Raw genomic sequence first — 18,954 nt, forward strand, 5'->3', positions numbered from 1 at the left:
CGCATATGTTTTTATTTGATATGGACGGCACGCTGATCGATTCCAACAGCATCTGGAAGGATGTGGACCGGGAATTTCTGGCCCGGCGCGGTCTGCCCTATACCCACGCGTTTTACGAAGGCGTGGCCCACACCATCATGCCCAAGGCGGCAATCTTCACCAAGGCCCACTGCCATCTCCCCGAGTCCCCCGAAGAAATCATCAAAGAGTGGATGGAGCTTGCCGGAAGTCTCTATGAGCGCGTGTCTGTCAAGCCCGGCGTTCGGGCATATCTGCGCCAATGCAAGGGGGAGGGACGACGGATGGCGGTGGTCACCAGCAGCGTGCCCACCCATTGCCGCACGGCGCTGGGGCACTTGGAACTGGATAAGTATTTCGAGCGCATTGTGCTGGCCCACGATTTGGGCCTTGAAAAGAAAGACCCCGACGTCTGGCTCCATGCCGCCGAAGCCTGCGGCGTAGAGCCGCAGGAATGCACCGTGTTTGACGACAGCATCGCCGCCTGTAAAGGCGCCCGCGCCGCGAAAATGCGGGTGGTCGGCGTTTACGACGGCTATTTCGCAAAGGACGAAGCGGAGATGCGGGGTTTTTGCGACGTGTATATCAAAAGCTTTGAAGAGTTACTCTGGCCGCTGAAAAAATAAGCGGTCGGCTCTTCCCCACACAAATGGACACGCGGGCGACACGGGAATTTCCGTGCCGCCCGTTTCAGTGTCCAAGCGCTGCTGGTTGGTCTGTGCGCGGGGCATATTGCTGTAAAAGGTTCATGCTCTATGCCAAAGAAGCCTGCACGCGGAAAACTCCGCCGCCAACTCCCCTTTGTCGTGGAGATAAGAAAGGTAAGAGCGGACGGTGCTCCCCACCAGCACGTATTGATTGAAATCCATGGTCAACTGATAGTGCTGGAAAATTTTCTGCAAAACCTCCTCAAAGCAACTCGGTTCCCCGCACAGCTGCAAAATCAGCCCGCAGATTTCCAGCACCTTGGCCCGGTTCAACTCCGCCAGAGGGCGGATATCCTCCGCAGGCTCGGCGTGAGCGGGGATAAAGAGACTGCCTTCCAGCGTCCCCAGCAAATCCAAGGTTTGAAGATAGCCCGCCACATCGTAGATGAAATTAACATGGTACTTTTCCAGAATGTTTGCGCCAAAAAGACAGTCTGCCAGAAACCACCCACCGTCCTCCGTCTGCCAGCCGCCCATGTCAACAACATGGCCGGGCCGCGGCAGCCTGGTCAGCCCTTTCGGCAGAGTTTCTGCCGTCAGGGGCCGGAAGTCGCTGGGCTGGGCCAGCAAAAATTTGTTGCGGAGTTCCTTGCAGGGATATCCGCCATATAAAAACGACGGCTCCAGAATCGGATACGTGGTGATGGCCGCGTCAATCCCCGGCGCATAGGAGGGAACGCCCAGCCGGGCTTGCAGCAGATTGTTGCCGCCGTTGTGATCGGCGTTTGCGTGGGTATTGAGGATGCACCCCAGCGTCCAACCCTGCGCTTCCAGAATTTTTTGGATTTTGCGGCCCGCGTCCTTGTCTCCGCCGCTGTCAATCAGCACCGCGTCGCCGCCGTCGGGCTTCCAGATTCCCATTTTGGCAGGGCTTTGGATATAGTACGTGCGCGGGGCGGCCTGAATCAATTCATACATGGAAATCCCTCCTCCTTGAATCAAATACACTTTGTGTATCCGGATGATACCGCCTGCTCAGCAGTTGAATCAACAATTCCTCCCCGGCGGAAACGCATGCCACAGCGCACAGCACCGCCCAAAGTTCCTCCGTATTCTGCCAAAACGGCAACAGATAGGGCGCGCAGAACAGCGCCGCCCCGGCGAGCTTGTTCAGCCGCGTGTGATACGCGGCAAAGCGGCGGTACTTATAAAAACCAACGACATAGGCCCCGCACCGCAGCGCAGCCGCCACCACAACCGGCCAAAGTCCCCAATTCGGGCAGCGCTCCCTCAAAACCGGAAAAAGCGCGATGAGCGCCGCCGCCAGAAACACGGCATCCGCAATACTGTCCAGCATGGCCCCTTCCCGGCTCACGGTGCCGGTTCTGCGGGCCACCGGGCCGTCCAGCATGTCCGTGACGCCCGCCAGCGTATAGAGAACATAAAATGCCGGAGACAGGGGCGCGGCCCAAGCCAGAGGAAAAGACAGCAGGATTCGACCCGCCGTCAGAACGTTTGCGGAACTCTTCATCAATGAACTCGCGCGAAAATTGTCCACAGATTCCCCTCCCGCTCCTTTTCCATCAGGATAACACTCCCGGCAAGCAGCGTCAACAAAAACGGGATTTTATGCCTTCGGTCCAATGCACAGCCTGCACCGGGCAAGCGCGAAATATGAAACCCACAGTTGACCCCGGCCCTATTTTGTCCTAAAATAGATGTTGAGATTATAGAAAACTGGTGAACATATGACTGACTTCAACAAGCGTTTTATTGCCGCCCGGAAAGCCTTTATTTCCCGGGACCTTCGGCGGCTGAATCCCATGCAGCGGCAGGCCGCCATGACCACCGAGGGGCCACTTCTGCTGCTGGCGGGAGCCGGGTCCGGCAAGACCACCGTGCTCATCCAGCGGGTGTATAACCTGCTGACCTATGGCCGGGGCGGCGACTGTGACGAGGTTCCCGAGGACGCGACGGAGGAGGACCTTCTGTTTTTGGAGCACTTTTCCGACGACCCGGAGCCGGAGGAACAGCGGCGGGCAATACGTCTTTGCGCAGTGGACCCGCCCCGGCCCTGGGAGATCATCGCCATCACCTTCACAAACAAGGCGGCGGGTGAGCTGAAAACCCGGCTGGCGGACCGGCTGGGGCCAGAGGCAAACGACATCTGGGCCTCCACCTTCCACTCTGCCTGCGTGCGCATTCTGCGAAGGGATATTGAGCGCATCGGCTTTCAGAAGGACTTCACTATCTACGACACTGACGATTCCAAGCGGGTCCTCAAGGACATTCTCAAAGAGCTGGGCTATGACGAAAAGGCCTTTCCCCCCAGAGATTTGCTGGGCATTATCAGCAAATCCCGGGACCGCTTCGAAACCCCCAAGGAATTTGCAGAGCAGTATCAGAACTCTGGCGACTGGAAAATGACCCGCATTGCCAAGGTCTACGCCCGTTATGTGGAGAAGCTCCGCTCCGCCAACGCGCTGGATTTTGATGATATTATCTTCCACACCGTGACCTTGCTGCAAAAAGACAAAGAGGTGCGGGAGTATTACCAGCGGAAATTCCGCTACGTACTGGTGGACGAGTATCAGGACACCAACCATTTGCAGTATCTTCTCACTTCCCTGCTTGCGGGCGGGCGAAAAAATCTCTGCGTGGTGGGTGACGACGACCAGTCCATCTATCGATTTCGGGGCGCGAACATCGAGAACATCCTGAATTTTGAGCAGCAGTACAAAAACGCCCGCACCATCCGGCTGGAGCAAAATTACCGCTCCACGCAGAACATCCTGGACGCGGCCAACGCGGTCATCAAAAACAACTCTGGCCGCAAGGGCAAAACACTCTGGACAGACAACGGCAGCGGCGACAAGGTGGTGATCCGCACCAGTTACAGCGAAGCGGACGAAGCGAATTTCGTGGTGGGCGACATTATGATGCAGGTAAACCGGGGCCGGAAATTTTCCGAGTGCGCGGTGCTCTATCGCATGAACGCCCAGTCCAACGCGCTGGAATACGCCCTTCGGCGCAACGGAATGCCCTATAAGGTGGTGGGCGGCACCAAGTTCTACGATCGGGCAGAAGTGAAGGACATGCTGGCCTACCTCTGCGTGCTGAACAATCCGCTGGACGACCTACGCCTGCGGCGCATTGTCAACGTCCCCGTGCGGGGCATCGGCAACACCAGTATAGATAAAGCCTCGTCCGTCGCAGCCCAGCAAGGTATTTCCCTTTACGAAGTAATGCGCAATGCGGACTTGTTTCCCGAGCTGAAAGCCCCCGCCCCGAAGCTTTTGAAGTTCGCGGATTTGGTGGACGGGCTGCGAAAGCTGGGCAGCAGCCTTGCCCTGCCGGAATTTTACGACGCGGTGTGCGACCAGACCGGCTACGTCCGGGTGCTTGAGGAAAAAAACGACATGGAAAGCCGGGGCAGACTGGAAAACGTGCAGGAGCTGAAATCCAGCATTGCGGCTTTTCTGGATGGAAGTCCCGAGGACCCCACTCTGTCGGGCTTCTTGAATGAAATCGCGCTGTACACGGACTTGGACTCCATGGACGGCAGCGACGACTGCGTGACCCTTATGACCATTCACGCCGCAAAGGGTCTGGAGTTCCCCAGCGTCTACGTGGTAGGCATGGAGGACGGCATCTTCCCCGGGATGAACGCCCTGTTCGAGCAGGACGAGCTGGAGGAGGAGCGGCGGCTGTGCTATGTGGCCATGACCCGGGCCAAGGAACGGCTGACCCTGACCAACGCCCGCCAGCGGATGCTGTATGGCCGCACCAGCGCCAACCGCGCTTCCCGGTTCTTGGACGAGCTGCCGGAGGAAACCTACGAGTGGTTCGGAAAGCCGGAGGTCCGTGCCGCTTCTTCGGAAAGCGGCGGGAGCTGGGACAATTTGGGCGACTCCCCTACCGGTTTTGGCGACAGCTTTGGCGGCGGATATTCCGGGCGCGCGGACGGGCGATCCGGCGGCTTTGGCGGCGGCTCCGCACGCCCCGGAGGGTATTCTGGGCGGTCCGACAGCTTCGGCAATACCTCCCCCAAAAGCGGGGGCATTCGCACCTATCGTGACGGCGGCACACCGACCCCGCCTGCGTCGAAAAGAGCAACAGCCCCGTCAGAGCCTTTGATGGCGGTGGCGCAGGGCGACACAGTGGAGCACACCGCCTTTGGCAGAGGCGCGGTGCTGTCCGTGCGGCCCATGGGCGGCGACGCGCTGGTGGAAGTGGAATTCGAGGAAAAGGGCGTGAAAAAGCTAATGCTGAAATCCGCCGGTGCGCATATGAAAAAGCTTTAATTCGGTGAATCTGATTTGATTTCCCGCACAACAAAGGGACCCTCCGCGCGATGCGCGGAGGGTCCCTTTCCTTTTTATTTCACGCTCAGCCGCTTCACTGTCTCTTCCTCCGGCGTGACGTGCACCGTCTCGCAGGTGGTGTAAATCACCATGCCGGGCCTTGCCCCGGCGGGCTTTTTTACGTTTTTTACCTGCGTAAAATCCACCGGCACATTGCCGCTCTCCCGTGCCTGAGAGTACCACGCGGCAAGCTTTGCCGCCTCCACAATGCTCTCCCGGTCCGGCTCCGCGCCGTCCGTGCGGAGAATGACGTGGGAGCCGTGGATTTTCTGAGTGTGAAGCCAGAGATCCCGCCGGTCCGCGTCGTGGGTCAGTCTGTCATTCTGCCGGTTGTTCCGGCCAACCAGCACCCGCAGTCCCGCCGTGGTGCGGAATTCCCGGGGCTTTGCGGGACGCTGAAGGCCCCGCTTTTCCTTCCCCTTCTGGCGCAGAAAGCCCGCGTCCTTCATCTCGGCCCGAATGTCGTTGAAATCCTGCTCCGTCTCCGCTTCCGCGATTTCCTCCAAAACGCTCTCCAGATATGCCGCGTCATGCCGCGCGATTTCCATTTGCTCTTTCAGATATTTTTCGGCGGTTTTTGCCTTGGCATATCGCTTGAAATATTTTGCCGCATTTTCCTGCGGCATCAGCAGCGGGTCCAGCAAAATCTCGATTTCCCGGCCCTCATCGTAATAGTTTTCGCATGTCAGCTTTCGCTGTCCCTTTTCCATGCGGTAGAGATTGGCGGTGATCAGTTCGCCGCTGAGGCGCAGCGCGTCTCGGTCCTGCGTTGCCGCATAGTCCTTTTCCTGCATGGCCAGCTTTCGGCGCAGCCTGTCCCGGGCGTTGGTGGCAGCCCGAACCAAATCGGCCCCCCGCTGGCGAATCCGCTCCTGCCTCTCCCGTGACTCGTAAAAATCATCCAACAGGTCGGAAAAGGTGGGATAGAAGCGAGTCTCCGCCATTGGGCCGTATTGCTCAATGGGAAAACAGGAAAATTCCATAGGTTTTCCGTCCCGCCAAACAGAAGTTGGTGTAAACTGGTTTCCATTGACATTCATTTGAAATAAGGAGACTTCCTCCCAAAAACGACGCTTTCCGGAAGCATCCAGAGAAAAAAGGCGGCTGTCCGTCTCCCCCGCCGTGCGAAAAGCCAGCTCCCGTGTAAGCAGCGGAGAAACGCCAAAATAACCGTCCATCAAAAACTCATCCAACCGCCGCTCCGGGCTGGCGGCCGCCAGACGGGAAAAAAAGTCGTCCTCCTCCGCTTCCAGCAGGCTGGTTTTTTCCACGACGGGCGGATACTGGTAAAAAAGTCCCGGCAGCACAGGCCGCTGGGCGGACATCTCCGCGTCCACCCGGCGCAGGCACTCTACAATCCGCCGCTCCCCATCCAGCAAAATCAGGTTGGAATTGCGGCCCATGGCTTCCAGAACCAACGTCCGTTTTCCCGGCTGACCGAAATCGTCGGTCACACTCATCTCCAGCTCCACCAGCCGCTCCAGTCCCGGCTGTGTCAGGGCGGCAATCCGCGCCCCTACCAAGTGCTTGCGCAGGAGCATGCAGAACATGGGCGGCTCCGCCGGGTTATCCCGAAGTCGACCGGTAAGCTGAATACGGGAATTGTTCCCGGCTGTAAGCAGCAGCCGCAGACCGCCCCGCAAAAGTAAAACCACCTGATCCTTTGCAGGCTGCTGCACCTTATCCACCCGCACGCCCAAAAGCTGCCCTCGCAGCTCCTCCGTCACTGCCCGCAGACAGACCGCGTCCAGCGCCATATCAGCTCTCCCCTTCCATCATCAGGCCGAACAGCTCGCTGACCCGGTCCTTTTGTCCGGACAGGTACAGCCAGCCCAGCAGCGCCTCCAGCGCCGTGGCCTCCGCGTATTGGGCGCGGCTGGCATGGCTGGGGACAGTGTGAACATTGGCATTGCGTCCCCGGCGGAACACTCCTGCCTCCTCCTCCGTCAGAACAGGCAAAATTTTCTCCGCCCGCGCCGCCTGAGACTCCGCCCGGACAATGGCCACGGTGGCACGGTGCATTCCTTTGGCGGTGGCCTTTCCCCCGGCGCAGAGCCAGGAGCGGACCAGCAGCTCGAACACCGCGTCCCCCACATGGGCAAGGCCGATACTGCTGACGGTCTGGAGCCGCCCCGTGGTCATACGAATTTCAAAATGATTTTCCATCTGCTCTCCTTAACGTAAAAAAGACTTGCAATTGTGCAAATCCCCGTCTGTTTTCTGAATGATGCTATCACAGATAGAGAAAAAATTCAAGTCCCACGCCAAGCAGCGCAGCGCCTGTCCCTTGGGCGGAAGGGCATGGCCTGCGAGATCTGCTTTCTTCTCCGCAAAAAGCCCCTGAAAAAACCGGCTGGGGCAAGCGCTTCGGTTTTGGCGTTTTTTTCGCGTAAAGAAAAGCGCAGGAGCAGCCTTCAGCCGCTCCTGCGCTTCTCATTTTTACTTCAAGCAATCAATTGGAAATAAACTGCAAATTGCAGTCCACGTTGCCCGCAAGACCCGCCACACAGCCCTTGCTGGTAAACTGCCAGTAGTCGGGCCGATAATAGAGTTGGGGATACAGCGCCGTGGATTCATTCGATTTATACTCCGGATACCAGACGGGGTAGCCGGACAGCACAGATAGGTCGAATTTGTTGTAGGCTACATAGCTGCTGGTGTAGACCATGGCCCGATAGCCCGCCGCCTCGATGGTTTCGCTGAATGCCTTGGCGCAGGCCGTTGCCATCGCCGCGCTGGTTCCGTACACCCGGTAAGTACTGTCGTGCATCTCCCAGTCATAGGCCACCGGGCCGGTCAGGCTCCGTCCGCCCAGAAGGCTGATGATATAGTTGGCCTCCTCCACGGCCTCCGCCACCGTGATGGCCTGAGAGAAGAAGTAAACGCCGGTATCGATGCCCGCCGCCATGGCCCCATCGACATTCCGCTCGTAAAACGCATCCTTGTTCAGCGTGCCGGAGCCGGTACCCCGGAAGCCAATCCGGACAAAGGCAAACTCTACACCGTCGTTTCTGGCGGCGTTCCAGTCAATGTTGTTGCCGGAAATCGCGCGGTTTTGATAGGCGGAGACGTCGATGCCGAAGCGGGTGATGAAGTCCGTTCCGCTGTACACCAGCCGCCCCACGTTGTTCCAATAAAAGCTGCCCTGCCCAAAAGGATTTACCGGCACGCCAGAGAAATTTGGGATTTTTTTACCATTCCGGTCAGTGGTGTAGCTCCAGTTTAGAGACGGAACATTTTCGGCCGGGACAGTGGTATCGGGGACCTCCACGGGCGTGGTGGAAACCTGGTCCACGGTTGCGCTGCCTAGGTTTCTGACAGTCCCGCTCAACGTCACGTCCTGTAGCACCACACCGCCGGTCACGCCGGGGGCGATGATCAGGTCGCCTTTAATGCTCATATTTTGCAGCGTGGCGCCGTCGGCGGCGTTTACCATCAGCGTCCCCGCAGAGTCGGCGGAATAATCTCCGCTTTTTTGAATGAGGGTGTCAATCATATTGTTCAGCAGATTCACCAGTTCCGCCCGGGTGATCGGCTCCGTGGGGCGAAAGCGATTGTCTGTCCCCACGTCGGTAATATAACCCCGCTCCGCCATGGCGCTGAGATAGCCTGTGGCGTAGATTTCAATGTCTCCCGCGTCCACATAGGGCAGCGCCGTTTGGGACTCGGTCAACTGAAAGGCCCGGCCCACCATGGTGACTGCCTGCTGGCGGGTAATATTGGCAGTGAGGCGCGCCGCGCCGTCGGTTCCCAGATACACCCCCGCCGCGTGGAGCCGCAGAATCGCGTCCTCCCAATAGGCCCCTTTGGTATCGTTGAAGGCCCCTGTGGGAGAACATGCCTGATACTGTAAAAAGCGGTTCAAAATCCCCGCGAACGCGCCCCGGGTAATGGGGTCGTCCGGGTGAAACGAGCCGTCCTCATATCCATTGAGCACACCGTACCGCTCGCTCCACTTTTCAATGGCGCTCTGCGCCCAGTGTCCGGCTGCATCCGGAAACCCGGCGGCAGCCATGGGCTGCGTCAGCAGGGCGGCGGACAGCGCCAACGCGGCGGCGGCGCGGTAAACACGAAATTTCGCCATAGGCTCTCCCTTCACACTCGTCGAAATCTGTCGAATCTAATTTTAAAAAAGAAGCTTTGGACCGGTGCGTACCGGCTCAAAGCCGTTTTTGCTTTTATCTGATGGGAAGAGGACACGGCGCGGACGGCAAAGCCGTTCTCTTCGCCCGGATTGGCCCAAAATGGGCGGAGCCGTATTCCCATGGGACATCCAGATATTGCCTGTCCCCCGGCTATTATAACAAAGACTGTTTGCTTTGGTCAATCCAAAATTTTATGTAAACTTTTCCAGCACCGTCAAATTTCTTATTGAGATTTGACAATATAAAGAAGGGGGTCCGCCCGCGGGCGGACCCCCTCTTACAGGCTTTTGGGTCGGTTATCGGACTTCCACCACCCGGACATAGCCGGAATTGTCCGTATAGACCGTGGAGGAATTGGCAAAGGCACGGGCCACGTCTTGCGTAATCCACTCTCTGGTGGTCCTGTTGTAATACAGGGCATCAGAGGGCACGGTGTAGCTCCGTCCGCCCAGATTGACGGAGGTAAGACTGCTCCATGCGCTGTTGGCAATATTCTCAAATTTGGTCAAATTCACGATCTCGCTCACAGAGCCGTCTTTCTCAAGCTCCACGCCCACGAAGGTTCCGCTCGTAACGCCCCCGGAGATGTTGGAGACGTGAGTACCATTGGGTCCAACGATCTCGATGTACGTCCTCACGACGTTGCCGTCACTATCCAACTCTTCTCCATACTGCGCAATTCCATACACATAGTCGCTACCCGTGACGTTGGAGAGCACCAGCAAGTCCACGCGCCCAGCCCAGTTCGTTCGGGCATACAGCACACCAGAGGACGGAATACGAGAGCTCGAAAGCTGGCTCAGGCTGATAGCCTTCACGCCATCCAATGTGGACTGATAAATAGTCACATTTTCCGTCAGCAGCGCACTGCCCAGCTTCTTTGCGGACACGTCCAGATCACCGGTAGTACCACCGGATAGATATGTCAGTCCGATTTCTCCCTTGTTGATAGAGCTAACCGCGGCCACCTGGCCCTTCAGACGGCTCACTTCACTTTCCTTCAGGGATACTTTCCCTGTGACGGTCAGTCCACATAGGAGATTGATGGTGGCAGAGGTGCTGCTGATCTCCTTCACAATACCCATGGCGTTGCCCATGGCCCCGGAGGTCCCCGCCGCCACCGCGCCCGCCACCTGATTATCCTCGGTGAGCAGCAGTGTAATGGCCTGACCCAGCTTCAGCTTGGACATAGTGTCCGCCGCAGTGGGCAGAACGGAAAACTCTGTCCCCATCAGCGTAATCTTACTGGGGTTTGTGAGATTGGGCGAGGCGTTTTCATACACACCCGTAATGCGGGTGTCACACACCCGGATAGAGTTCTCCGCAGGGTTGTAAATCGCCACGTCATAGGGGCGCATATCACCGGCTGTGGCGGAGGACCCGTTTTTATAGATGGAATAGCGGGTGCTGCCATTGGCAAGGCCGCTGAAGCCCGCCGTGGACCCCTTTTCATAAACCACCACTGCGGCGGAGGACGTGGCGCTGACGCCCACGAAGATATACTCCACGCCGCCGCTGCCGCCGATATACAGCGTCACGGACGTACCGGAGTGCAGCATTGTGTAACCGGTTTCCCAAGTCTTCTGCTCTCCGTTCACTACCATAGCCGTATCGCCCTTGATTGTAAAGCTCTCGCCGGAGGCGGTTGTAAGCTTTACGGCGGTGCCAGAGGCAAAAACCACGGTGCGGCTGGAACCGGCAATCTCCGGAACAAAGGTCATGACCTTCCCTGCTTTGTTCAGAAGAAGAATTCCCTTCATGCCGTTCATCGCTCCGGTGGAAACCTTGCCCCCCGCGATGGAGTAGGAGGTGGAGTTGCCCAGCCGCATGGCGGTGTCGCTGCCGTCAGGCGCGGTGGCGCTGGAGGTGGTAAGCATTCCCTCCACGGAGCTGGCGGCGATGGAAGCGCCGTAGGACCCTCCACCTTTCGCGTCACTGCGCAGAAGATTCACAAAGAGCCGTGCCGCCGTCGCACGGGTAAGGGGCACAGAAGCGGCGATGCTCACCCCGTCGGTAAGCCCCACGGTGGACGCTGCAGCCATGTAGCCGTCCGGCCAGATGCCGCCCATGTCGGCATCGGTATAACCCAGCAGCCGCATCAGAATGGTGACGGCCTGGCCCACGGTGACCACCCGCTCAGGGTGGAACTTTCCGTCCATAAAGCCCTTGATAATGGAATTGTCCGTTTTGTCCTCACCAGTGGCGCCCCGACCTGCGTCGGACGCCAGATTGATGTAAGGCGCGGCCCAATGAGAGGGCTTCACATCCGGAAACACCGTGACAGTGCGGTAGCGGCTGAGCTGGCTCTCTCCGTCCTTGATGACGAAGGTTGCCATTTTACAGAACTGGGCACGGGTGACCTGCCCCTCCGGGCTGAAGGTTCCGCCGCCGTATCCGTCCATGGCACCCAGCAGCCGCAGGCATTCTGCCGCCACGGCGGTGGTGTGGTCACTGATATCGCTGAAGCTCACCGTCGTGGATGCGGCGGCAGGCAGCGTCAACAGTGACGCAGTCATGCACACGGCAAGCAATAGGGATAAGATTCGTCTCTTCATTCTCTGCTTCTCCTTCTTTATTCCGCCCGCAATGCTTCTACGGGCTGGAGCTTGGAGGCCTTCGCCGCCGGATAAATACCGAACAAAATGCCCAACGCCACAGACAGGACAAACGCTCCCACGGTGATATTTACCGAAGGCCAGATATCCATTTGCATCAGCAGCTTTCCAGCAATCCTGCTCCCCAGCGTACCGATCAGAATACCGATGATACCGCCGATTCCGCAGATCATGGCGGCTTCGATTAGAAACTGGGTGACGATGGATTGGCGTTCCGCACCGATGGCCCGGCGAATGCCGATTTCCCGGGTTCGCTCGGTGACGGTGACCAGCATGATGTTCATAATGCCAATGCCGCCCACCAGCAGACTGATGGCAGCGATGCCGCCCATCACCAGACTCATCATCATGGCGTATTCGTTGCTGCTCTGCTGCCACTGGTTTTCATTCTGGGCCTGATACCAGCCTTTTTCATTGTTCTGACCCATCAGCCCCGTCAGAAAACCGATAATACGGGAGGTGGCCTCCACCGCCAGATCGGCACTTTTCGCCTTTACCGAGAACTCGCTCATTTGAGTGCTTGGAGCCAGAGTCCGGCTGACAGTATAGGGGAAGACGATGATGTTATCCATGGACCACTGGCTGTCCGGGTCCTTTTCCTTATAAACGCCCACCACGGTAAAGGGCAGGCCGTTGACCTGCATCTCTTTTCCCACTGGGTCCACGTAATTGAAAAAGGTCTGGGCCGCCCGTGCCCCCAGAACGCAGACCTGCTTATACTCCTGAATGTCAAGCAAAGACAGGTCGCGGCCTTTTTCCAGCTCGAAATTATTGCAAATCGAATACTGGTCGCTGCCGAAATATAGAGTAGGGGGCATTTCCGTGTTCTGGCTGCCGCCCCCGCTGCCCCCGCCGACGCCGCTGGCCACCGCCATGCCGCCGCCGGAATAATAGCCTCTTTCTCCGCCCATCTTGCTGCTGTTTTTGGTCCCATAAACCACGGTTGCGTCAAACTGGCTGTTGGGCGTCACACCGTCCACGCTGTCGTTAAGCTGCAAACAAAAATCATACAGGTCTTGAAACACATCCTGCCCGTTGTTGTAGCTGGCATAGACGGTAATCTTGTTTGTGCCCATGGCCGCCATCATTTCCATGCTCTTCTGGTTGGACCCGTTGATAACAGAGACAATGGTCATGACGGAGGCAATGCCGATGATGATACCAAGCATCGTCAGTGCGGACCGGCCCTTGTTTCCCAAAATAGATTTCAGCGCCATTTTCAGCGCCTGCCCGATTTTCATAGCCAATCCACCTCCTGGGGACGGTCTTCAATCTTCTTTCCATCCGTCAGGCGCACCACCCGGCGGGCCGTGGCGGCAATGCCGTTGTCGTGGGTGATGAGGATGACAGTGCTGCCGTCCTTATTAAGCTGCTGAAGAAATTTCAGCACTTCGCTTCCCGTGTGGGAATCCAGTGCGCCGGTGGGCTCGTCGGCCATCACGATGGGGGGCTTGGTAGAGATGGCCCGTGCGATGGCAACCCGCTGCTGCTGACCGCCGGACATCTCCGATGGTTTGTGCTTGGTGCGGTCCGCAAGACCCACCTTCTCCAGCGCCTCCAAGGCAAGCACCCGGCGCTTTTCCAGCCCGATGCCCTGATAAATCAAGGGCAGTTCCACATTTTCCAGCACACTGAGGTTTTGCACCAGATTGTACTGCTGAAAAATAAAACCAATCTGCTTATTACGGATGTGGCTGAGCTCTTTGTCGCTGAGTTCTCTTACGTTCACCCCGTCCAGCAGATAGTCTCCTCTGGTGGGAATGTCGAGACAGCCCAGCACGTTCATCATGGTGGACTTTCCCGAGCCGGACTGGCCCACGATGGCCACAAACTCTCCCCGCTCAATGTTCAGAGAAATACCGTCCAGCGCCCGAACCTCACTTTCAAGGCCCTCCGCATAGATTTTATAAATTTCTTTCAATTCAATCAGCATGGGCCTTACCATCCATAGGAGTTTTCCATCTGGGTGGTGGTGAATACAACGGTACCCTCTTCCACGCCGGACTTAATCTCCACGTTATAGTTGTCGGAAATGCCGATTTCCACCGGCACCGGATAGTATCCTTCCGGGATACCGTCCACGGGGACTGCCAGCTCCGCGGCATTCTCCGGAGCCTTCGACGCCTTGACGAACACCACATAGCCGGAGGAACCATCCACAAATTGGGCGTTTTTTACGCTTTGGATGGGAAGCGTCAGGCAGTTGTCGTTCTGGCTGGCAACCAGAGTGTAGGTGACGTTGCTGCCGCTCATAAGCGAACCGTCAAGGTTGTCTACGGAAACCACCATGGGATAGGCCGCCACACCGTTTTCCACCTTGCTGTTGAGACTGACGGACTGCACCATTCCCATAAACGGGGTTCCCCACTGGTCCAGATCCACCGACATTCCCGCCTTTACATAGCCGATGTTCCGCTCGTCTACCGTGGCGTCAATCAGGATGGTGGTGGTGTCGGCAATGGAAATAACCGTAGTATTTGCGGCAACCTCCTCCCCGGTAGTAAGCGCAAGCCCCATGACCGTTCCGTCGATGGGAGCCACCGCGTTGCAGTTATCCAGATTCTCCCGGGCAGTTTTCAGCGTCTTCTGCGCGTCCGTCAGGCTTTGCTCCAGAGAAAACAGCTCGTTCTCGCTATTTTCACCGTCAATCTGTACCAGTACCTTTCCGGGGGTCACATCCAGATAGTCCAGCAGCCCGGTAGATACAATCGTTCCGTTGACGGTGGTCTTCAAATCAATAATGCGGTTGTATTCCAGCTCTCCGGCCTCATAGGGATACACGCTTTCGCCCCCCGCCGTAAGCACGGCGGAGGCAACCATATCCCCGGTCAGCGTGCCGGGATTCTTGATGGAAAATTCCACCTCGAACAGCCGAGAGCCCTCCGAAGAAATCCGATCCACCATATGTACTGCGGAGACGGTGCCGGTGACATTCCCCATCAGCGCGGGAATGGATACGTCGGCAGTCTGCCCCACCCGGATGTCACCCTCATAGGCGTAGCTGTAATACTGCTGGAGCTTCATGGTACGGTCGTCCACCAGCGTGGCCACCTTTGTGCCCTTGCTGATATCCTCGCCCACGTTCAGTTTCACGATGTCCTTCAGCTTCCCGGCGAAGGGCGGGGTCAGATTCAAGCCCGCAATATCTTTCTGCATGGCGTTGAGCTGCTTCTGAAAGCCGTCCACATCCTTCCGGGCCTTCTCCACAGCGGTACGGGCAGTTTCGGAATCAATCACAAAGAGCGGTGTTCCCGCCGTGACCTGCTGTCCCTCGGTGACGAAAACCTCCTGCACCGTGCCAGAGGTGGTCAGGGTGATGGTTTTGCTCTCCTTGGCTTTGGTAATACCGCTTCCCTGCACGGTGGACGTGATGGAATTGTACATCACCGTGTCCTCCACCACCTCTGCCTCCGCCTGTGCGCCGCCCCCCAGGCGCTTTGCCAGCGCCATTCCCACAACCAAAGTCACACCGCCGATGATTCCCCAGCGGATCAGCTTCTTTTTCTGCTTTGGCGTCATAGGCGGGCGTTTGGGCTTCTCCCTGCCCGCCGAAACCTCGCCTGCGGGTACGCTTTCACTCCCAGACGCCGAGGCTTCAACCTCTTCCGGTGTTGCCTCCCCGCTTTTCATCGGATCTTTCACTTCTGCCATTTGCTGTTCCTTTCCCACAGAGCCGCCTGTGACAAAAAATAACTGTATCAATCAGGTTAATACAGTATGACGCGCAAATCAACAACAAAACAGTTACAGTTCAGGTATCCGGCTGTTTTCAGGACTGATCTGCCGCCCGCAGTTTCTTACATTATTTATATGACGCAGGACCGATCAAAAAAGTTTCCAAAAATCAGCTTTTTTTGCGCTTTTATGTTTGCATGAAAAAGGCCCCGCCGATGAACGGCAGGGCCTTCTTGAAAAAAATTTTTAAAGATCAGGCAATTGTGGCCTGGTCCTTCTTGGCCGAGAAACGCTGATAAGCAACCAGCGCAGCCATAATCGCAAGGCCGGAGACGTCTGTCACCGTTCCGGGAATCATCATGCCCAGACCGCCAAGAATAAACAGGATGCGGAGCACCCAGTTGATCTTTTTGTACAGGAATCCGCCAAGGCCCGCCGCAATACCGAACATCCCCAGCAGAGCGGTGATCACGATAATCACCATGTCGTACCACTGTGCGTCGATTCCCAGCATTACAGGGCTGAAGGCAAAGATATACGGCACAACGAACGCCGCGATAGCCAGCCTCGTTGCATTGACTCCGGTTTTCATGGGGTTTCCCTTCGCAATGGCCGCACCGGCATAAGCAGCCAGCGCCACGGGGGGCGTAATGTCCGCCACAATGCCGAAGTAGAACACGAAGAAGTGCGCCACCATGATGGGGAAGCCCATCTGCACCAGAATCGGCGCGCAGGTGGAGGCCATAATGCAGTAGTTTGCCGTGGTGGGGACGCCCATGCCCAGAATGATGCAGGCAATCATGGTCAGGAACAGGGCGATCAGCGGAATACCCATAGACGCGGCCAGAATGCCGCCCAGCAGCTTGGATGCAAGGCCGGTGACGGTGATGCAGCCGGCGATCATGCCCGCCATGGCACAGGCCACGCCCACAGTAATCACATTTCTGCCGCCGTTTTCCAGCGCATCAATAATCTTTGTAAGATTCAGCCGCTCGTCCTTATTGATAAAGCCCACCACAATGGCGATGAGGATAGCCACGGCGGCGGAGAACTGCATGGTGTAGGTGTTGGTGGACACCAGCACCACCAGAATCACCAGCGGCAGCAGCAGATACATCTTCTTCATCAGGATGCCGAACTTAGGCAGCTCGCTCTTGGCAATACCCCTCAGACCCAGACGCTTTGCTTCCAGATGGACGGCAATGTAAATGCCGGCGAAATACAAAAATGCGGGAAGAATTGCCCGCAGGGCAACCTGAGCATAGCTCACGCCGATATACTCCGACATCAAAAACGCGGCGGCGCCCATGATGGGAGGCATAATCTGTCCGCCGGTAGAGGACGCAGCTTCCACCGCACCGGCAAATTCCGGCGCATAACCGGTCTTCTTCATCATCGGGATGGTGACGGAGCCGGTGGTAACCGTATTGCCCACGGAGGAGCCGGACACCATGCCGCACAGCGCGGAGGAAATAACCGCCACCTTCGCGGGACCGCCGGCGGCAGCGCCGCAAAGGGAGTTCGCAACTTGAATAAAAAAGTTTGCGATGCCCGTCCGCTCCAAGAATGCGCCGAAGATGATAAACACCACGATGTACTTGGCGCAGACGTTAATAGGCGTGGACATAATGCCGGAGGAGGTATAGAACAGGGTGTAGATCACCCGGCGAATGACCATAAAGCCCGTCGCGTTGGGGGTTTGAAACATATTATAAAAAGTGTAGATCAGAAGGAGGCTCAACACAACGAGGATGGGGAGGCCGACGCTTCGGCGGCACAGCTCCATTAGAGCCACAATCGCAACCAGACCCAGCACAATCATATACGGCTCGATTCTGGCGGAAAGCTTGATGATCTGCACGGCGTTGGCTGCATAGTAAAAGAACGGCAGGGAGCCGCACAGCATTAAAATCAAATCGTACCAGGGCAGGCTGTTGACTTTCACGCTGCCCTTCTTCGCGGGATAGGTCAGATAGCCCATAATGGCAATCAGACCCACAAAAATGGTCAGCCGCTTTTCCGGCATGGCATTGCTGAATAAGGTCACCCAAATGCTGTATACCGAGAACGCCACCATCAGCCAGCGGATCACCTGTTTGGGCATGCCCTCCCAGACCCGGACGTTGGATTCACGGTCATATTTTTTCATGACGGCTTCAACGTCCGCCGCGGTGCCTACATCCACATTCTGGGGAATGTTCATGGCGGAGGTATCCTCTAAAGGACGTTTCTGATTCTCGTCCCCGGATTTGTCTTTAAATAAACTCATACCTTCTCCTTAACTCATGAGGTAAATACAGAAAGCGGCCGCGGCGGGCGGATGCCCGCCGCGGCCACTTGCGTTTAATTGCTATTTCCGATGTTTACTTCGTGGGAACGGTGATGCCCTTCTCGGCAAAATACTTGGCAGCGCCGGGATGATAAGGAACAGAAGTTACGGAAGCGGCAAACTCCACATTCAGTTCGGTGCCCTTGGCATGCTGCGCGGAGATGGCGTCCAGATTCTCAAAGATGGTAGAGACAAACTCATAGATGGCCTGCTCGCTGACGTCGTCGCGGGCGACGACCACGGCACCGACGGCCACAGTCTTGGTATCCACGTCCAGCCCCTCATAGGTGCCGGCGGGGATGGTGTACTCGGTGTAATAGGGAGAGGTTTCCAGAAGCTTTGCAATATGCGCATCATCCAGACTCACCAGATACACGCTCTTGGCGGTGGCCAGAGAGGTGATGGCGGTGGTAGGAGCGCCGGCCACGACGAAGGCCGCGTCCAGCTTGCCGTCCTGCAGCGCGTCGGCACTGTCGCCGAAGCCCTGATAGGTGGGGTTGATGTCCTGCTCGGTCAGATCATAAGCGCCCAGAAGGTCAATGGCGTTGTAGAACACGCCGGAACCGGCGGCGCCGATGGAGACGTTTTTGCCCTTCAGGTCGGCAACAGTCTTGATGTCGGGGTTGGTGGTGACAATCTGCACCTGCTCCATGTAGAGGTTGGCCACGGTGGAGATGTCGGAAACAGCGCCGGTCTCGGCAAACAGGTTGGTGCCCGCATACGCATAGGACATGACGTCGGACTGGGCAAAGGCCAACTGAGCGGCGCCGTCCTGCAAGTTCTCAATGTTATTCTGAGAGCCGCCGGACTCGATGGCGGTCACGCTCATACCGGTATTGCTGGTGACATACTGGCTCAGCACGCCGCCAAAGGCATAATATGTACCCTGAGAACCACCGGTGGAGAAAATCAGCGAGTCGGTGGAACCGGCGGCCGCGCCGGAGGAAGCAGCTCCGCTGCCGGATGCCGCCGGAGGAGTGGTTCCTCCGTTGTTGCCGCAGCCGGAGAGGACAGAGGCCATCATCAAAGTGGCCAGGAAAAGAGACATTAGTTTTTTCATCACAATACTCCTTTTCTTTCATTCAATCTGCTTGGGACTTGTTATATTGTAGCGTAATAATTGGAAAGTTTCAACATGCTTTTCGGCGATTTGTGCAAATT

The 18,954-nt window shown here is 57.2% G+C and carries 13 protein-coding genes; 2 read left to right on the plus strand and 11 right to left on the minus strand.

The genetic code is table 11. The annotated features are described in order from the left end of the window. The first annotated feature begins 5 nt into the window (after positions 1 to 5). The gene (locus RTK01_RS03340) at positions 6 to 644 is read left to right on the plus strand and encodes an HAD family phosphatase (protein WP_312279616.1); all 639 of its coding nucleotides are present in this window, start codon (positions 6 to 8) and stop codon (positions 642 to 644) included. Between the two features lie 120 nt (positions 645 to 764). Here the strand turns inward: RTK01_RS03340 and RTK01_RS03345 are convergent, their stop codons facing one another. Both RTK01_RS03345 and RTK01_RS03350 read right to left on the minus strand, forming a co-directional pair. Beyond that, positions 765 to 1,643 carry an MBL fold metallo-hydrolase gene (locus RTK01_RS03345; protein ID WP_312279617.1) on the minus strand — a complete coding sequence of 293 codons (879 nt, stop codon included), beginning with the start codon at positions 1,641 to 1,643 and terminating at the stop codon, positions 765 to 767. Beyond that, positions 1,636 to 2,223: a CDP-alcohol phosphatidyltransferase family protein gene (locus tag RTK01_RS03350; RefSeq protein ID WP_312279618.1), complete on the minus strand. Its 588-nt coding sequence runs from the start codon at positions 2,221 to 2,223 to the stop codon at positions 1,636 to 1,638. Before RTK01_RS03350 ends, RTK01_RS03345 begins: the two co-directional genes overlap by 8 nt. A gap of 190 nt (positions 2,224 to 2,413) precedes the next feature. Between RTK01_RS03350 and RTK01_RS03355 the strand changes: the two genes are divergently transcribed. Continuing rightward, a complete protein-coding gene (locus RTK01_RS03355) occupies positions 2,414 to 4,969 on the plus strand; it encodes a UvrD-helicase domain-containing protein (RefSeq protein WP_312279619.1) in 2,556 nt (851 codons plus the stop codon). A 74-nt stretch (positions 4,970 to 5,043) separates the two neighbouring features. Here RTK01_RS03355 and RTK01_RS03360 read toward each other — a convergent pair whose 3' ends face one another. From RTK01_RS03360 to RTK01_RS03400, 9 genes are all read right to left on the minus strand, one after another. Next, positions 5,044 to 6,786 (minus strand): NFACT RNA binding domain-containing protein, encoded by a 1,743-nt coding sequence (locus RTK01_RS03360; RefSeq protein WP_312279620.1) that lies wholly within the window; start codon positions 6,784 to 6,786, stop codon positions 5,044 to 5,046. 1 nt (position 6,787) lies between these two features. Then, complete coding sequence (locus tag RTK01_RS03365; protein WP_294854552.1) at positions 6,788 to 7,195, minus strand: Mini-ribonuclease 3; 408 nt, start codon at positions 7,193 to 7,195, stop codon at positions 6,788 to 6,790. 286 nt (positions 7,196 to 7,481) lie between these two features. After that, positions 7,482 to 9,113, minus strand: a complete 1,632-nt coding sequence (locus tag RTK01_RS03370; protein WP_312279621.1) for a GH25 family lysozyme — start codon at positions 9,111 to 9,113, stop codon at positions 7,482 to 7,484. A 357-nt stretch (positions 9,114 to 9,470) separates the two neighbouring features. Beyond that, a complete protein-coding gene (locus tag RTK01_RS03375) occupies positions 9,471 to 11,729 on the minus strand; it encodes an S-layer homology domain-containing protein (RefSeq protein ID WP_312279622.1) in 2,259 nt (752 codons plus the stop codon). A 17-nt stretch (positions 11,730 to 11,746) separates the two neighbouring features. After that, positions 11,747 to 13,030 carry an ABC transporter permease gene (locus RTK01_RS03380; RefSeq protein WP_312279623.1) on the minus strand — a complete coding sequence of 428 codons (1,284 nt, stop codon included), beginning with the start codon at positions 13,028 to 13,030 and terminating at the stop codon, positions 11,747 to 11,749. Next, complete coding sequence (locus tag RTK01_RS03385; RefSeq protein WP_312279624.1) at positions 13,027 to 13,722, minus strand: ABC transporter ATP-binding protein; 696 nt, start codon at positions 13,720 to 13,722, stop codon at positions 13,027 to 13,029. The genes RTK01_RS03380 and RTK01_RS03385 overlap by 4 nt, the downstream gene beginning before the upstream one ends. 5 nt (positions 13,723 to 13,727) lie before the next feature. Continuing rightward, positions 13,728 to 15,440: an HlyD family efflux transporter periplasmic adaptor subunit gene (locus tag RTK01_RS03390; RefSeq protein WP_312279625.1), complete on the minus strand. Its 1,713-nt coding sequence runs from the start codon at positions 15,438 to 15,440 to the stop codon at positions 13,728 to 13,730. A gap of 277 nt (positions 15,441 to 15,717) precedes the next feature. Beyond that, positions 15,718 to 17,733 (minus strand): TRAP transporter permease, encoded by a 2,016-nt coding sequence (locus RTK01_RS03395; protein ID WP_397352242.1) that lies wholly within the window; start codon positions 17,731 to 17,733, stop codon positions 15,718 to 15,720. 94 nt (positions 17,734 to 17,827) lie between these two features. Then, positions 17,828 to 18,853: a TAXI family TRAP transporter solute-binding subunit gene (locus RTK01_RS03400; protein ID WP_312279626.1), complete on the minus strand. Its 1,026-nt coding sequence runs from the start codon at positions 18,851 to 18,853 to the stop codon at positions 17,828 to 17,830. Positions 18,854 to 18,954: the final 101 nt, after the last annotated feature.

This window comes from Oscillibacter sp., assembly GCF_031978065.1.
Taxonomy (GTDB): Bacteria; Bacillota; Clostridia; order Oscillospirales; family Oscillospiraceae; genus Oscillibacter.